Consider the following 17,380-nt stretch of genomic DNA (forward strand, 5'->3'; position numbering starts at 1 on the left):
ATACAAGTGTAATAGGAAACTCTTAAACATACGGATACACACTATTTTCGTATCCGAAATAATAGAACAATAAAAAATAACGGGGGTAAGAATATGGTTAATAGTTTATGGAACGAAACGAAGGCAACACAATTATCGCAAGGAGTAGACGAATTAGTGTATCGATCGAATTTAATTGGAACTGACCGTGCAGTATGTAATTGGGGCGGCGGAAACACATCGGTAAAGACATTTGAAAAAGATTTTCGTGGTCGTGATATAGAGGTCATGTGGGTGAAAGGAAGCGGATCTGATTTAGCGACTATGAAAGCGCAAAACTTTACTGGTTTAAGAATGGAAGATATTCGTTTATTAATGGAGCGCGAAGAAATGCCAGACGAAGAAATGGTAGAGTACTTAGCGCATTGTATGATTGACAGCAAGCATCCGCGTGCGTCCATCGAAACTTTATTGCATGCTTTCTTACCTTTTAAACATGTGGATCATACACATCCAGATGCCATTATTAGTCTTTGCTGCGCACATAATGGAAGACAAATTGCGGAGGAGATTTACGGTAATCGATTCGTTTGGGTTCCGTACGTGCGCCCTGGGTTTACGTTATCTAAAATGATTGCAGAAGGCGTGAAAAATAATCCAAATGCTGAACTCGTGTTAATGGAAAAACACGGCTTAGTCGTTTGGGGAGATACGGCGAAGGAAAGTTATGAAAAAACGATTGCGGTTATTAATGAGGCAGAACAATATATCAATGAGCGAGTGAATGAAAGTACTGTATTCGGAGGGCAAAAATACGAAGCACTTTCAGTAGAAGAGCGTAGAAGTATTCTTGCAAAAGTAATGCCGATTATTCGCGGGGCAGTTAGCGATGAAAAGAAAATGCTCTTAACTTATGACGATACAGATGAAGTACTTCAATTTGTAAACAGCTACAATGCACGAGAGCTTTCGCAAGTTGGGGCAGCTTGTCCTGATCATTTAGTTCATACGAAGCGCAGTCCCCTTTATATCAATTGGGATCCGCAAACGAAAGACGTGGACGGATTAATAGAGAAAGTGAAAACTGGTGTGGAAAGCTTTAAAGAAGAGTATAAAGCTTACTTTGAACGTAACAAATACGAAGGAGACAACATGTTCGAATCTGCACCTCGCGTTATTTTAATTCCGGGTATCGGTATGGTGAATACCGGTAAAAATGTGGCAATGTCAAAAGTAAGTGGTGCGCTGTATCATAGGGCGATTTCGGTAATGAAAGGTGCTACAACGCTCGGACGTTTCGTTTCTTTAAATGAAAATGAATCTTACAATGTGGAGTACTGGCCGCTAGAGCTGTATAAATTATCGTTAGCACCGGCTGAAGCGGAATTTTCTCGCAAAGTTGCGTTTATTACAGGCGGTGCTGGCGGAATTGGAAGTGAAACGGGACGCTGCCTCGTTTCAGAAGGTGCGCATGTCGTGCTTGCTGACTTGAATTTTGAAGGGGCAGAAAAAGTTGCGGCTGAAATTAACGAGAAGTACGGCGAAGGTCGTGCTACTGTTGTGAAAATGGATGTAACAAAAGAAGAAGAAGTAAAGGCGGCATTTGAAAAGGCAGCTCTTACTTATGGAGGCATTGATTGTATCGTGAATAATGCAGGACTTGCGACGTCTAGTCCATTTGATGAAACGACACTTCAAGAATGGAATTTAAATATGAACGTACTTGGAACAGGCTACTTTTTAGTGGCGCGTGAAGCGTTCAAGCAAATGAAACAGCAAGGAATTGGCGGGAATATGGTATTTGTCGGCTCGAAAAATTCTGTGTATGCCGGGAAAAATGCTTCGGCATACAGTTCTGTAAAAGCACTCGAAACGCATTTAGCGAGATGTATTGCAGCTGAAGGCGGTGAGTATGGCATACGTGTAAATTCAGTTCTTCCCGATGCGGTGTTGCAAGGGTCAGCTATTTGGGGTTCAAAGTGGCGCGAAGAACGTGCCGCAGCATATGGTATCGAACCTGATCAATTAGAGGAACATTACCGTAAACGTACAACATTATTAGTTAATATTTATTCGAGAGACATTGCTGAATCAATTGCTTTCTTTGCCTCCTCAAAGGCAGATAAAACAACGGGATGTATGATTACAGTGGATGGTGGTGTAACAGCAGCATTTACTAGATAATCATGTCGCGTATATAACAAGAAGTATAATGGGCAAATGTTTTTTGCCTATTATACTTTCATATAAAAGAATAGCGAATTTCATGGGGAGAATAGAATAAGTCAATGTGCAGAAGGGGACATTTTACATTCGCTTTTCAAAAGGGGATGGAAATTTGAAACTTAAAAACGTATTAACAGGAGGATTGCTTTTTGGTACTCTATTATTCTCTTTAGGAAGCACAGGAGAGTTTAATAAAGTCGAGGCAACATCACCTATTACAATTGAAACTCCAAAACCAGAGGAAAAGAAATTAACACTTTGGTACAATGAGCCGGCAAAAGATTGGGAAAAACAAGCATTGCCAATTGGTAATGGTTATATGGGCGGAATGGTCTTTGGCGGCGTCCAGCAAGAGCGTATTCAGTTTAATGAAAAAACGCTTTGGACTGGCGGACCAAACAGTACGAGTGAGTATACGTACGGAAATCGTGATGGAGCAGCGAGTCACTTAGGTAGTATTAGAGAAAAGTTAGCAAAAGGTGATAAGTCAGGAGCAGAAAGGGAGTCTTCACAATTTCTGACAGGTCTTCAAAAAGGTTTTGGTTCCTATCAAAATTTTGGAGATATATACTTAGATTTTAATATGCCAGATGCGTCTGCATTTTCTAATTATCGCCGAGAATTAAATTTAAATGAGGGAATTGCTACGGTTTCCTATAACTATAAAGATGTTCAATACAATAGAGAATATTTCACAAGTTATCCTGATCGCGTTATGGTCATGCGTTTAACAGCTAGTGAAGCGAAAAAGATTTCATTAGATGTTAGACCAACGAGCGCACAGGGAGGGCAAGTAACGTCTGTAGATAATAAAATCACGATGAAAGGGCAAATAACGAATAATGGAATGAAATATGAATCGGAATTTAAAGTACTGAATGAAGGCGGTACATTAACAGCAGAGAATGGGAAAATTAAAGTAGCAAATGCAGATCGTTTAACAATTATTATGACTGCAGCTACTGATTATGAAAATAAGTACCCGAGTTATAAGGGGGAAGATCCACATCAAAAGGTTGAAAAAATTATGTCCGCTATTTCTAACAAGAGTTATGAGGTTTTAAAATATACACATATAAAAGACTATTACTCTTTATTTAATCGTGTTTCTTTAAATTTAGGAGGAGAAAAACCATCCGTTCCAACAAATGAATTACTAGCATCTTACAGTAAAGAAAACAGTAAGTATTTAGAAGAACTATTCTTCCAATATGGAAGGTATTTGCTCATTTCTTCTTCAAGACCAGGAACGCTTCCTGCAAATTTACAAGGGGTATGGAATAATTCGAACACACCACCGTGGGAAAGTGATTATCATTTTAATATTAATCTCCAAATGAATTATTGGCCTGCAGAAGTGACAAATCTGTCTGAAACAGCTGAGCCATTAATGGATTATGTTGATTCATTGAGAGAACCGGGAAGGGTTTCAGCAGAAAAACATTTTGGTGTTACAGGCGGCGGATGGATCGTTAACACGATGAATAATCCATTTGGATTTACTGCGCCTGGATGGGGATTAGGCTGGGGATGGGCACCTAGTGCGAATGCCTTTATTGGTCAAAACCTTTGGGAGCATTACAAATTTACGGATGATAAACAATACTTACAAGAAAAGATTTATCCGATACTGAAAGAAGCGGCAGAGTTTCATAGTAAGTTTTTAGTAGAAGATCAAAATAAGAAGTTAGTTGTTTCTCCGTGCTGGTCTCCAGAGCTTGGTGGAATTTCTAATGGATGTGCCTTTGACCAACAGTTAGTATATGAATTGTTCTCTAATGTAATTGAAGCGAGTGAAGTTTTACAGGTTGATAATGTATTTCGGGATGAGTTAAAGGCGAAAAGGGATAAATTATTCCCGCCAATTCAAATTGGTAGATATGGTCAGGTGCAAGAGTGGAAGGACGATATAGATGATCCTGGTGAAACGCATAGGCATATATCCCAGTTAGTTGCGCTATATCCAGGAAGTATGATTAATCACAATACACCAGAATGGCTAGAGGCAGCTAAAGTTACTTTAAACCATCGTGGTGACGAGGGAACAGGCTGGAGTAAAGCGAATAAAATTAACCTATGGGCACGTTTGTTAGATGGTGACCATGCGTATAAAATCCTGCAAGGTCAACTGACAGGAAGTACGCTCAGCAACTTATTTGATACGCATCCACCGTTTCAAATTGATGGGAATTTTGGCGCAACATCAGGAATTGCTGAAATGTTAATTCAAAGCCATACCGACTCCATTCAACTATTGCCTGCACTTCCGAAAGCTTGGAAGGACGGTTCTTATAAAGGATTAAGAGCACGCGGTGCTTTTACAATTAATGCAGACTGGAAAAACGGTGTTCCTACAGTCATTCAGGTGACTTCGGATCATGGAAATGATGTAAAGTTAAAAAGTCCGATGTTTAATACACCATTTACTGTGACAAGAGTTGGAACAAATACACCGGTACAATATACGAAGGATGGCGATACGATTTCATTTAAAACGGAACAAGGTAAATCTTATAAAATTGAATCTATGCTTAGTTTCGATTTAGAATCTGCGAACAGTGTAACGGCAGGAAATACAGTGAAGGTAAAAGCCCATGTATCAAACTTCGGTACATTGAAATCTTCTTCAGGTGAAGTGGTTATAAAGGGGCCTGAGAGCTGGAATGTAAAACCGATTACAGTAGCTTTTGAGGGTATTGAACCAGGAGGATCTAAAACAATCGAGGCGGATTTACCTGTTCCTATCGATATAGTTGCTAACAAGTACGCCATTGAAGCGGAAGTGAATACAGATAGTGGAACAGTTCGTAAATCGAATCAAATAGAAGTAACTCCAGCAGTAAAGCTCATTTCGGCAAAGGTAGAACCAAATCCAATTGTTGTTGAAGGTGGCTCTACTACATTAAAAGTAAAAGTTCAAAATGAGATAAAGGAAAAAGTGACACCTGGAAAAATTGAATTGCAATTACCAGAAGGATGGAATGCACAACCATCTACAACAGACTTTCAATTACCGGCAGGAGGAGAAGAAACCTATTCGTTTGTTATCACTCCGCCAACTCAGTTTAAAGGAATGAAAGAAGTTGGTGTCTCTGTAAAATTGGGGAATGCGGTGGTAACTTCAACGAAAGTGCAAGTCGCTTCTGGTGGTATGTATCTGAGTGATATCTCGTGGGTAAAAGCAACTGCTGGATGGGCAACCGTTCAAAAAGATAAAAGTACTGACGGAAACCCAATTTCATTACTTGGAACGACAGGACCGATTACGTATAAAAAAGGAATCGGAACGCATTCGAAGTCAGAAATTACCTATGATATATCAAATGCAACTTACAAACGATTTAATTCATATGTAGGAATTGATCAAGAGCCTGGTGGTAAAGGCGGTTCGGTCGTGTTTAAAGTACTGCTTGATGGAGTAGAAGCATTTAATAGCGGTACAATGTACTATAATACGCCAGCAAAATTTGTTGATGTTGATCTTACTGGCAAGAAAGAATTAAAATTAGTCGTTGATGATGCAGGTAACGGTAATGGAAATGATCATGCGGACTGGGCGGATGCTTGGTTGAGTTTTAAATAAGGATGATGTAATAATAGTTACTCTTTTTCGTCATACCGATTATATGTTCCCAACTATACCCTCACATGTTTATTTGGGATTTGATAATCTGGTAGGAAAAAGAGTAGTCTGAGCTTCAATGTATGAAACAATTTTTATACATAGACTACATTGATTTACAAAAAACACTAAATTAAATAGAGAATATTCTGACGTAATGATAAAGTTAGAATAGATTGGTTTAGGAAAGGTGGTTTAACTTATGATTTCTGAATTAAGCAAGAATGATTTTTATAAATGTAGTAGTTTAATAAATGAACAAGGTCAGTTAGAAGTCAAAGCTGTAATTACGGGAGTGAATCCTGGTCGAATATTTGTAGATAACGAGACTTCTCCTAATTCGGGACTCATTTGGTTAGGTAATAATGATGGCTTCTTCTTTATTGGAGATGCTGAAAATGAAGAGTTTAATAAAGAAATGAATCGTTTTATTAATCATGTAATAGTACCTGAGGCGAGGAAAGCAGGACTAGATTGCTTTGAAGGAATCGGGAATCATTCGAAGTGGAATAAAACAATCGAAAGAATATTTCAGCACCGTAACTTAAAGAGTTGGAATCAAAGAGTGTATATGCTAAGAAAAGAGGATTATGAAAATCATCATGAGCCTAAATTTGAACAGGGATATACTGTGCTAAAAATGAGTAAAGCTCTCTATGAAAATAATAATAACACATTTAAGAACATTGATTTTTTACAATCAAAAATTTTAGAGTTTTGGTCTTCACCAGATTGTTTTTTCAATGAAGGAATCGGTTATTGCATTGTGTATGGTGATCTAATTGTGAGTGTTTGTTTTTCAGGATTTGTATTTGAAAATATACACTGTATAGATATTGAAACAATAGAAGAGCACCAGGGGAGAAAATTAGCTCAAACGATAGCTCATAGTTTTGTGAAAGATTGTTTGGAGAATGACATTACTCCATATTGGGACTGTATGGAATTGAACAAGTCTTCTATCGCAGTTGTGGAAAATGTAGGGTTTACAAATGTGTTTAATTACGTAGGATATTATTTTCCTTTTGAGTAAATTAAGTGTATTTTACAAACCTATCATCGAGGATTTTTACATGTAAGGAGAATAGGATGAAACACATAATAAAAGACGTATTAATAAATTATTTTAAAGAAATTCATACATTAGCAGTGGAAGAAGAATTACATAAGAACAGTTGGCATACAGATTTACACTATAAAATCATCGTAAATGGAAAGCGATATTCCGCAAGATTTATAAATAGCAAGCGAACAATCAACCCAGCTTTTGGAGCGTTATCAAACGAACAACTGATAGAGCAAGTATGGTTTACGTATTATGTACGCGAACATGGAATTCCTTTTATGCAGATAAATAAGAATAGGGCAGGAGAGCCATTTACACTTGTCGCTTGGAATGAGGAACAATACAGATTTGTCTTGTCTAATTGGATTGAGGGAGAACATATTACACATTGTACAGAAGCTATCGCAAAAGCCTTTGGAAAGGAATCAAGAAAGATTCATGACATATCTTGCGCATTTCAAAGCTCGATTTTTCAAAAGAAATCACATTTGGATGGGTATGCCCAGTTTATTCATATGTTAGAAAGTAAGGCAAGCGCATGCAAAGAATTACGGGAGTATATAAAGCTAGCTACATATCATATAGAGTGTGCATATACGAGTGAATTAAAGTTTATCGTACAGACAGATTTAAATCCTTTGAATGTTTTATGGGACTCAAGTGAGCAGGTAAAAGGAATTGTAGATGTTGAATCGATTGGATATGTTGATCGTATTGAAGGACTAGCCTTTTTACTAAAGTGGTATTCTCGAACAGAAGGAATACATTCTCATGAAGTATGTTCAAGTGTTGCTAGTGCATTTTTAGAAGGGTATAAGGCTCATAATATTGTAACATCAAATGATTACAAAAGACTTTCTTCGTTACTATGGCTATCCGGTAGTTTGAATTGGAATTTTGTGAAGAAAGCGCTAAGTGTATTAAGTGATGAGAGGGAATTAGAAGAACATTTGGAAGTTTATAGAGTGAGGGGAGAAAGGTTGTCTTCATTAATAAGTAGAGAAGAAAGAGCCAACTCGTTTGAGTAGGCTCTTTAACGATAAGTAGGTTGAATATAACCTAATTTTATCCCTTTAGTGACAGCTTCTAAAGAAGATGAAACATTTAATTTATCAAATACGTGCTGAATATGATTGGAAATTGTACGTTCGCTAGCGTATAACATAGAAGCAATTTCTTTGCGCTTATAGCCATCACACAGTAATTGTAAAATTTGTTTTTCACTATGAGTCAATTCTTCAATTGTTTCTATAGGGGGTGGAAAATGAGATGCGCCTTTATTAATATCGTGTAGTACTTTCACCAATACTTCAGGTAAAATATTTTTATTAATAAAACCACTTACACCTAGTTTTTGAGCTTCATACTGGTAAACAGGTAAATCATAACCGGTTAATATAACAATTTTTGTATCACATTTACTATCCAATATTATTTTTGCTATTTCTAAACCATCTTCACTACTTATATTGCTTAAATTAATATCTAATAAAATAATATCTGGTTTAAACTGGTTGATAGTTGTAACGACATTTTCAACATTTTGTAATGAACGGAATTCATCTATTTCAGGATAATCTTCTAAGGCTATTTCCAAGCTTTTAGCAAACAAAGCATGATCATCTATTAATAAAATGTTTATAGGAATCGTCTCCTTTCATAGGAATGATAATAGTAATGCATAAACCAGAAGGGTTACTATTTGAAATGGTCATTTTACCATTTAATAAAAATAGCTGTTCTTTAATCGAATTCAATCCTTTATGACCATTCAAAATATCTGCTTCGGTAGTTGTTAAACCTTTGCCATTATCTTTCACAACAAGTTTTATTTCCCCATCTTCTTGTACTAAATGTAAATGTAACTTTGAACAATTTGAATGTTTGAATGCATTTGTTACTAGTTCTTTTAATATTCGATATACGACAAGGTGATAAGGTTCTACTAAAAACAAGTCGTCGTTACACGTAAAGGATATATTAACATGTTTCGTTTCATATTTTTTTTGTATCATTTTAAGTAAATTACGATAATTTTCTTTTAATGTAAGTGTTTTTAATAGAGTTGGATGATACTCTTGCATTTCAATGCGTATTGTATGACTTAAGTTATCCAGTGTCGCTACGATCATATTATGAATTTGTTTTTTGTTAGATTTGTTCATCATATTTTTAACAGCTAATATGTCTTGTAGTATTTCATCATGTAAATAATTAGAAAAATCACTTTTTAATTGTTCTTCTTTTACGATTTGTACTAAGCTATGAACATACGAACTGTCTGGCAAATTTTTTAATTTTTTTGTATTCAAATTGGAGATAGTGTTTTTTGTGTCTTGAAATAATAATGTGAAATAAAGCTGAACGAACCAAATAATTGTATGTATAAAAATGAAATAAGTAATCATATTAAATTGAAATAGTACTCCAAGTGAACTCATAAAAATAAAAATGCATACAAACATAAAAGCAATTGCACTTTTTTTTAAGTGGAAATATTGTTTCATAGATATATGATTTTTAAAAGCTATTGCATGAATACTAAATAGGGGGAACAGAATTATTGTGTACCATCCTAAATTATTTACATATTCGGGACTCTTCCCAAATAACGTAACATATACGATAAAGGGGAAGATAAGAATTGCAGTAGATGTAAGTAAATGCTTTTTTTCACTTTTAAAAACAAATTTAATTCGTTTGTTATGTTTCAGGAATAGAAAAATAATCCCACTAACACTGATAAGCCATTGAAATGAAAATAGAACAGAAAATATTCTATCGTTTATTAAATATGCACCTAATGTAAGTAAACATGTAACTCGTAAAATCCAATCTTTTTCTTTTTTATAACTATAAATAGAATCTTGGAAAAAGAATAGGAGTATAAATTGCACGATTTTATATAGAATGAATACACTTAGTAGTGTACTGAATGCACGAAAAATTGGTTCATCGTTCAGTGTAAGTAAAAACTGCCAAGAAGTAAAAAGTAGTAAACTAGAAAACTGTGATAATAGAGTATTGTTTTTTAAGTTGATAAAACTAAGATATGATCCATAAATGGCTATGATCGTTATAAGCAGTAAAGGGAGTAATTTTGCTGTTCCTATAATATTGTCTATCGAAAATTCGTAGCATAGAAAAATAATCATACAAAGTTGGTTAATTAAAATTAAAATTTGTTTTTGCTCATAGTACTTTTTCATAAAATCACTTACCTTTGTTAGATTACATACAGATAAAGCTGATGTTTTTTTATCCGGCTTTAATGGGCAGTAAGACCCCCACCTCAAAATTCAGCGAAAGCAAAGAATTTAGGTGGAGGATCAACTGCCCATAAAAGTCCGATTGGTGAGGGATGATAATCAGTGGGGGATGAAGAAAAAACCCACTGATTAAAGTTTCACTTTATTTATCATCAGCTTTATTTATAGTTTTTTACTTTTTATTGTTAAATATAATTTTATAACATGCTCTTTTTGTTAACAAATAATAAACGATATATACAACAGTAAAAATAAATATTGCAAAAAGAATCGGTAATATAAACGCACTACTTTTTCCTAATAGGTCATCCATTAAAGCAGTCTTATAAGCTATTAATGCAAAGATACTATGTGCTAATCCTATTATGTAAGGAATGCTAAACAAGGTGAAAATTTCTTTACTTATTATTCTTTTTATCTTCTTTTTGTTATAGCCTATTCTATTTAAAATAATAAATTCATTTTTATTTGCCATCATACTTGAAAGGTTATGGAAATAGAGAATACTGCCTGTTGCAATAAAGAAGATGATAGTAACAAAACTAATGAGCAAGAATGTTGAGCTATTTTGCTGAATAATATAATCATTTTTCTGGTAACTGCTTGTAAAATAACTATTATTTTTAAATAGTGGAGCTAAGTTTTCATAAACTGCTTTATTATTCCTCATATCTAATCCATTAAAACTCACTATCGTTTTTTCGGGTAATTCTAAAGCTTTTATTTCTTTATAAAGTTGATCTGAGATAATAAGTGTTGCGACACTATTTGCAAATCCAATTGAATTAAGTAATGTAGTGTCTTTTACTTTAATATCTATATTAGTTGTAGGCGTTAAATTTAAAGTATATATTTTCCCTTTATCTAGATTTTCTTTTTCAGGTCGATATTTTACTAGGATGCTTTCATTTTTAGCTAGATGATTAAATTCTACATTTTTATCTTGAATATGTATTAACTTTCTGTAATCTGACTCAGAGATAAGGTCAAATCCGTGTTCTTTTTTTATACGATATTCTTTCGGTAAATTATCAGAATTAGATTTCCCGTTAATAATGGTTGTTTCTGTATATCTTGTATTTTCTTTACCGACAGTATTTTGTACAGTTTGTAGTGCTTTATTGGTTACGTCCTTATCGTCTAAAGGAAACTCGATAGCTGAAGGTACGATCCGTTCTGTAGCGGCAACAGGATAGTAAAGAGTCAGTAGAGTAGAACTGAATATAGCTAAAGTTCCTGCGGTTAATAAGGTTAATAAAATGAAAGTTTTTGCTTTTGAACGAATTTTAAATATAAAGTTTGGGATGACGATAATATTGGATTCTTTATAAAACCATATTTTATTTTTCTTTAGCTGTTGAATCGCATATGGTAAAAATGAATGAATAAAGAAGATCGTCCCTAATATTACACTGAACATCGTTAAGAGAGCGATTGGAGAAAAGCCAATTGTTTTCCACAAAGAGTTCGTGCCCCTTGTAATATCGATTGCTAAGAAATAGCCAATTAAAATGAAAAATAATCCTAGTAGTGAAAAAACTGTATTGATTTTTATCTTTTTATCTTCTTTTTGTTCCATACGTACTAAAGTTAGTAAGGAACTTTTTCGAAGAATAATCCAATTTGATAAAGATAAAACAAAAAGAACAGCAAAGATAAAAGCAAAGGTAAATAGTACTGCATCAAGGTTAATAAATGGTACTTTAGAAGTATCGATTTGTAATTTTAATATTTTGATTATAGCTCCTACAATTCCTTTATGAGCAATGGCACCAAAAATAATTCCTACAAATAGGGCAGCAAAGCAAATGATAATATTTTCAAAAGTTAACAGTTTTAGCATCGTTGATTTTCTATATCCTAAAAGGGAGTAAATGCCGAGTTCGTTCATTCTTTTTTTCATAAAAAATGTATTAGAGTATGACATATAGAATAGTACAAATGCCATAACAAAGATCGCCACTGTTTTTGACATTGTTTCTACTCTACCATCAGACGAAATCTTTTCCATGACAATGTCGTTCATGGAAAAAGAGATAAAGGAAAAAAATACCATCAGTACAAAAGCTACTGAAATAAAATAGAATGAATAGAAGGAGAAGTTATTTTTTAAATTCTTTTTTGCGATTGTAAATAATCCCACAGTTCAATCTTCCTTTCGTATTTCTAGTTATATCGATTTTCATCAATTTTAGAGATTTCTTTTAATATTTCTTCGAAAAATTCTTTTCTATTTTGTTTATTTTTCTTTAATTCTTTTATAATGTTTCCGTCTTTGAATATTAAAATTCTACTAGAAAAACTGGCTGCATAGGCATCATGAGTTACCATTAAAATGGTAGTTTGAAGTTCCTCGTTTACCTCTTTTAATTTTTGAAGTAGTTCTGTTGCAGAATTTGAATCTAACGCGCCTGTAGGTTCATCTGCAAATAAAATACTAGGCTGCTTTGCAAGGGCTCTTGCAGCTGCAACTCTTTGTTTTTGTCCACCCGACAGTTGACTAGGATACTTGCTTAATTGCTCAAATATTCCAAAACGCCTTGCTAAACTTTCTATTGTTGATTCAATTTCCTTTGGTAATTTTTTTAACAGAGTAAGGGGAACTGCAATATTTTCCTTTACTGTTAAGCTATTAAGTAAAAAATACTCCTGAAAAATAAAACCTAAATAATCTTTCCTAAAATCAGCAGATTTATTATTGTTAAGTGTTTGGATATTGACCCCGTTTATAAAAACATCGCCATCTGTAGGTGTGTCGATAGTGGATAAAATATTTAATAAAGTCGTTTTTCCAGATCCAGAGGCCCCCATGATACCTACAAATTCTCCCGCTTTAATATCAAATGACACTTTATTAAGTCCAGGTAATTGGTTTTTGTTATAAATCTTTGTTACATTCTTTGCAGATACTAATGCATTCATTTTATTTACTCCTTTTCATCTATTTATATATGAAGTGTATCTTTTGATATATATAAAAGCATGAGTAAAAAGCGCAACTTTGTATTATGAAATGGTGTAACTGATAAGAAAAGGAGAAAAATAATTTTGTTTTTTCTTTTATGAATTTGTATAAGTAATAAAAAATGATAGATACATCATGGTAAGGATATGAACAAAAGAAGTATGGTCATTAGCATGTGAAAAGAGGGGAGTGCAACATAATGGACATAAATGTTGCTTATACATGTAAAGTAAGATGTCATAAAAATGAATAAAGACTGCTAATTTTCGTGCACTTTGATTATGTAGAAATAGGGGAGATGACATGAAAGATAATACGCCTAAGAAAATCTTATTTATTCAATCAGGCATTCCTTTTTATTACCCAATGATCGAAGAAGCAATTTTGAATAGTTTACAAAAGGTAAACAGTAATACAATTATGGTAAACCCGGAACGAGCGATAGAAACCGCATTAAAAATGAAACCGGATTTTATTTTGGTACTCGGTGGTTTAAACGAGGGGATTATTAGTGTCATACCAGTACTAAAGAGTGCGGGTTTTACTACTGGACTTTGGCTGACAGATGATCCGTATTATACGGATGTAACACAACATCTTGTGCCGTATTATGATTACATATTTACGCAAGATTTAAATTGTATCAAGTTTTATAGAGGGTTAGGATGTAAGAATGTGTTTCATCTTCCGTTAGCAGCAAATCAAAATGTGTTTAAGCCTTCTCAGAAAGAAGATACATATAAATATGATCTTAGTTTTATAGGCACAGCATTTGAAAATAGAATTAACTTTGTTGATGCTATTTCAGAGTATTTAGCAGAAAAAGACATAAAAATTGTGGGGTTCGGTTGGGAGAAGTTAAAGAATTATGAACGATTAAAGGATAAAATACAAGTCTTGCCACTTGCGAAGTATGAGGATGCATTGCAATATTACGTATCGACTAAAATCAATATAAATTTACACCGTTCACCAAATGATCAGGAATTGAATTGTAATGCTGCAAATATCCAAGCATATTCAGTAAATAATAGGACGTTTGAAATTAATGCTGTAGGCTCTTTTCAATTAACTGATATACGACTAGATGTGGCGAAACATTACATACCAAGTGTTGAAATAGAAACTTTTAATAGTGCACGGGAGTTTATACAAAAAGCAGAGTATTATTTGGAACATGTACAAGAAAGAAAACAAATAGCAAAAAATGGACTGGAACGAACTTTGAGAAATCACACATACGATAAACGTATTGTACAATTATTACACTATATTAATTTCATAGGCGTGAAGATGTAGTCTAACCATTAACTTAAATGATAAGCGCTTAGTATTTTCTAACTTTCGTAGTCTATAAAGACCATTTACGAAAAAGGGATTTGGATAATTTTGTTGAAGTTATTTATTATGAAAAAATAATTTTACATTCAAACTAATTTATATCTAACAATTAGAGGAGATTAAAAATGAATCACTTTTTTGTAGAATTTGGTGAATATGAAGCAAGTGTTTGTGAATGGGGAGATAAAAGTAATCCTCAAATCATTTGTTTACATGGTCTAGGAAGTACAAAATTAAGTTTTATAGAAATAGCGGAACTTTTAAAAGATAAATTTCATATTGTATCGTTTGATCTACCTGGACATGGGAAAACACCAAGTTTCGGGAAGGATGAAGATTACGGTGCATCTCATTTAACAAAATGGGTAGTAGCATTACTTGAGCAGCTAGGAAAAGAAACATTTCATATAGTAGCACATTCATGGGGAGCAAGTGTTGCGCTCCATTATGCAGCAGAATGCCCAGAAAAAGTGAATAAAATGGTATTGTTAGATGGTGGTTATCATCATGGCAAAATGAACGCGGATTATTTTGCGAATCTATATAAAGGTGCGAAAGAAGGAGAGTGCCCACCTCGGTCATTAGAAGAAGAAATCACCCATTACGAAAAAGATTTTGATGAATATATTTTTGATAGTAAAGAAGCATTCATCCAATCAGAAAAAATGGTTTACACTAGATGGTCGCCATTAATAGAACGTGCGGTTTATGATTTAATGAGAGAAGAAGATAATAAAGTGAAATGGCATGCTACTGGCGATACCGCTAGAGGTGTAATTAAGTTTCAATATACGGTGTATAAAACGTTGAAATCGCATGAAATTAAAAGCGATATTTTATTATTATATTGTGATCTTCCACATGATTATTTAGAAATAAGAGAATTGCAGATTGCGGAATTTAGTAAGCATATTGATATTAAGACTAAGCTTTATACAGATACAGGGCACCTAATGCATTGGGATAGACCGGAAGCGATTGCCGAGGATGTTTTACATTGGTTCAAATAAAGAAGGTCCGTTGTTCGCATTTGAGCAACGGATTTTCTTTTGAAAAATTGAATGTAGTTGTCATAACCAGTAAGCTTAATGCTCAAAACTGAATCAGGGTTCTTGATATAAATGTGTGTATTCAGCTTCAACCGCGAGATGTAGTAGCTCCGTTATCATGAATAGTTTGTAAGTCTCCTAAAATGAAGTAACCAAGATCACATAAACACAAATCGTCTGCTTCTACTGGATTAGGTTTCTTGCGAATTTTAAATTAAAGGTCTTATCCAAAGTTGAGAAAAATCCACATACCCAAAATATTTCATCTTAATATTCGTTAAATCTGATGAAAAAGGAATTTGACGTGTATCATAGTATAAGGGAATCATAATAGAGGATTCTATCAGTTCTTTTTCAAGATTCTTATTTAATAAAGGCCACTCTTCAAAATGTGTATGTTTGTATTTAGATAGTTGGTTTCTTAGTGATTTATTTGTTTTTAAAACTTTAGCTAATGGTGAATATCTAGCTGTTAAAAAATAATAAAATGATATCTCTTGATTCATCTCGAATACTTCACCATGAATAAAAAGGTCGACTTGTTCATTAAGTTTTTCATCCCTAAGATAGTTTTCAAATGGAACCCATTTAACTTGAAAAGGTATATTTTCTTTTTCTAAGATATTCATTAACCATTTTGTGGTTGTTTCTGTATACTGAGTAGCTTTTACAATAAGTGGTTCTTTAAATTCAGGACGTTTTCTTTTTGGGATATTGATTTGATGATCTATGTCTTTTAAACAGCTTTTAATATTTGGGATTTTTTGAGAATCATATTCATGAATATGATTTATATTGTTAGCGATAATAGAATGTAAGTAATTACGAACATCTATGTGCTGAATGGAAGAATCGCGCCAAGCATTCATAATTATAACGCCAAAACCGGAATTCCTTTCTACTTGAAAAGTAGAATTACATTTATGGTGTTTGGAAGATTGATAAATAGTATCAAATTCCAGAGGGACCTGAATGAATTCTACTGTATCTAGCAAAGGTCTTTCTTGAAAATAATCATGAAATGCTATCAATGATGTTTTCTCCGGGCTATTCTCTCCTATATAAAAACCACCGCTTCCTATGATTTGACCGTTATTTTCTTTATAAATACTTGTATTTATCATACATAACATTTGTAAACAATAACTACACCCCTTTGGGTAATGTATATCAATAATTAATGGTGATATAACTTCTATTTTTTCTATGGGTGCCCATAAGTCTTTATAGTATGTATGACTGCGTAATTTTGAGAGACATAATTTCACATCAGACGCTGTTAAAATGGATCCATCATGAAATTTTATAGACTTTTTCAAATATAGTCTAAGCGTAGATTGAGTTAAATCCCAACTGTGAGCTATTTCAGGGAATATGTTCCCCTTTTCATCCATATAAACAAGTCGATTAAAAACATTCGCAACAATATGTGCACTATGTACATCGGCAGCTTCGAGCGGATGTGTTGTTAAAAAGGGCCTCCTTCTAGGAATAATTAATTTGTCATCTGAATTATGTATATAGCCAAATTTTGAATGAAACTTAGTCATTAAGCGGAGTTTACTGTTTGGAGACCAATTATATAGTAAATATTTACTACTTTTTTCAACAGGCTGTTGGTCCATAATTTCCATTACTTGTGACTCATAGATTTGTTCTACATTTTTCAACCATTGAAGAGAGGAGGGGTTTCCTCTACCTTTTCCAGAAATGAAAGTTAGCCAACCTTCATCCATCCATTTATGTAAGTAACGTACTGTTTGCTTTGTACTTAAATTTAAAAAATCTGCTAGGTCTTGTATTTTTATATTTCCAGAAGAAAATGATTGCCATAGATTCAGTAAAGTTTTATCCATTTTCCTA

At 33.6% G+C, this 17,380-nt stretch carries 11 protein-coding genes; 6 read left to right on the forward strand and 5 right to left on the reverse strand.

Annotation, left to right across the window (positions count from 1 at the left end):
• The first annotated feature begins 93 nt into the window (after positions 1-93).
• From MR070_RS11105 to MR070_RS11120, 4 genes are all read left to right on the forward strand, one after another.
• Positions 94-2,163 carry a bifunctional aldolase/short-chain dehydrogenase gene (locus tag MR070_RS11105; protein ID WP_242261265.1) on the forward strand — a complete coding sequence of 690 codons (2,070 nt, stop codon included), beginning with the start codon at positions 94-96 and terminating at the stop codon, positions 2,161-2,163.
• Positions 2,164-2,317: 154 nt separating this feature from the next.
• The gene (locus MR070_RS11110; RefSeq protein ID WP_242261267.1) at positions 2,318-5,788 is read left to right on the forward strand and encodes a glycosyl hydrolase family 95 catalytic domain-containing protein; all 3,471 of its coding nucleotides are present in this window, start codon (positions 2,318-2,320) and stop codon (positions 5,786-5,788) included.
• A 241-nt stretch (positions 5,789-6,029) separates the two neighbouring features.
• Positions 6,030-6,860 carry a GNAT family N-acetyltransferase gene (locus MR070_RS11115; RefSeq protein ID WP_000622594.1) on the forward strand — a complete coding sequence of 277 codons (831 nt, stop codon included), beginning with the start codon at positions 6,030-6,032 and terminating at the stop codon, positions 6,858-6,860.
• Between the two features lie 56 nt (positions 6,861-6,916).
• Positions 6,917-7,921, forward strand: a complete 1,005-nt coding sequence (locus tag MR070_RS11120; protein WP_242261268.1) for a phosphotransferase — start codon at positions 6,917-6,919, stop codon at positions 7,919-7,921.
• Between the two features lie 5 nt (positions 7,922-7,926).
• Here the strand turns inward: MR070_RS11120 and MR070_RS11125 are convergent, their stop codons facing one another.
• From MR070_RS11125 to MR070_RS11140, 4 genes are all read right to left on the reverse strand, one after another.
• The gene (locus MR070_RS11125; protein WP_139895214.1) at positions 7,927-8,535 is read right to left on the reverse strand and encodes a response regulator transcription factor; all 609 of its coding nucleotides are present in this window, start codon (positions 8,533-8,535) and stop codon (positions 7,927-7,929) included.
• The gene (locus MR070_RS11130) at positions 8,513-10,102 is read right to left on the reverse strand and encodes an ATP-binding protein (protein ID WP_242261270.1); all 1,590 of its coding nucleotides are present in this window, start codon (positions 10,100-10,102) and stop codon (positions 8,513-8,515) included. Before MR070_RS11130 ends, MR070_RS11125 begins: the two co-directional genes overlap by 23 nt.
• A gap of 232 nt (positions 10,103-10,334) precedes the next feature.
• On the reverse strand, positions 10,335-12,305 hold the full coding sequence (locus MR070_RS11135) for an FtsX-like permease family protein (RefSeq protein WP_242261271.1): 1,971 nt from the start codon (positions 12,303-12,305) through the stop codon (positions 10,335-10,337).
• 23 nt (positions 12,306-12,328) lie between these two features.
• Positions 12,329-13,084: an ABC transporter ATP-binding protein gene (locus tag MR070_RS11140; protein ID WP_139895217.1), complete on the reverse strand. Its 756-nt coding sequence runs from the start codon at positions 13,082-13,084 to the stop codon at positions 12,329-12,331.
• A 346-nt stretch (positions 13,085-13,430) separates the two neighbouring features.
• On the opposite strand from MR070_RS11140, the gene MR070_RS11145 reads away from it, so the two are divergent.
• Both MR070_RS11145 and MR070_RS11150 read left to right on the forward strand, forming a co-directional pair.
• Positions 13,431-14,426 carry a CgeB family protein gene (locus MR070_RS11145; protein ID WP_242261272.1) on the forward strand — a complete coding sequence of 332 codons (996 nt, stop codon included), beginning with the start codon at positions 13,431-13,433 and terminating at the stop codon, positions 14,424-14,426.
• Between the two features lie 167 nt (positions 14,427-14,593).
• Complete coding sequence (locus MR070_RS11150; protein ID WP_242261273.1) at positions 14,594-15,478, forward strand: alpha/beta fold hydrolase; 885 nt, start codon at positions 14,594-14,596, stop codon at positions 15,476-15,478.
• Positions 15,479-15,726: 248 nt separating this feature from the next.
• On the opposite strand, the gene MR070_RS11160 is transcribed toward MR070_RS11150, so the two are convergent.
• The gene (locus tag MR070_RS11160) at positions 15,727-17,373 is read right to left on the reverse strand and encodes an ABC transporter substrate-binding protein (protein WP_242261274.1); all 1,647 of its coding nucleotides are present in this window, start codon (positions 17,371-17,373) and stop codon (positions 15,727-15,729) included.
• Positions 17,374-17,380 lie beyond the last annotated feature (7 nt).

The sequence above is a fragment of the Bacillus cereus group sp. BfR-BA-01453 genome, from assembly GCF_022662915.1.
Taxonomy (GTDB): Bacteria; Bacillota; Bacilli; order Bacillales; family Bacillaceae_G; genus Bacillus_A; species Bacillus_A paranthracis.

What these genes read in the sequence shown, in the direction of transcription:
- MR070_RS11105 (WP_242261265.1), top strand. Translation starts at nt 94, where the DNA reads ATGGTTAATAGTTTATGGAACGAAACGAAGGCAACACAATTATCGCAA.
- MR070_RS11115 (WP_000622594.1), top strand. Translation starts at nt 6,030, where the DNA reads ATGATTTCTGAATTAAGCAAGAATGATTTTTATAAATGTAGTAGTTTA.
- MR070_RS11120 (WP_242261268.1), top strand. Translation starts at nt 6,917, where the DNA reads ATGAAACACATAATAAAAGACGTATTAATAAATTATTTTAAAGAAATT.
- MR070_RS11130 (WP_242261270.1), bottom strand. Translation starts at nt 10,102, where the DNA reads ATGAAAAAGTACTATGAGCAAAAACAAATTTTAATTTTAATTAACCAA.
- MR070_RS11140 (WP_139895217.1), bottom strand. Translation starts at nt 13,084, where the DNA reads ATGAATGCATTAGTATCTGCAAAGAATGTAACAAAGATTTATAACAAA.
- MR070_RS11145 (WP_242261272.1), top strand. Translation starts at nt 13,431, where the DNA reads ATGAAAGATAATACGCCTAAGAAAATCTTATTTATTCAATCAGGCATT.
- MR070_RS11150 (WP_242261273.1), top strand. Translation starts at nt 14,594, where the DNA reads ATGAATCACTTTTTTGTAGAATTTGGTGAATATGAAGCAAGTGTTTGT.
- MR070_RS11160 (WP_242261274.1), bottom strand. Translation starts at nt 17,373, where the DNA reads ATGGATAAAACTTTACTGAATCTATGGCAATCATTTTCTTCTGGAAAT.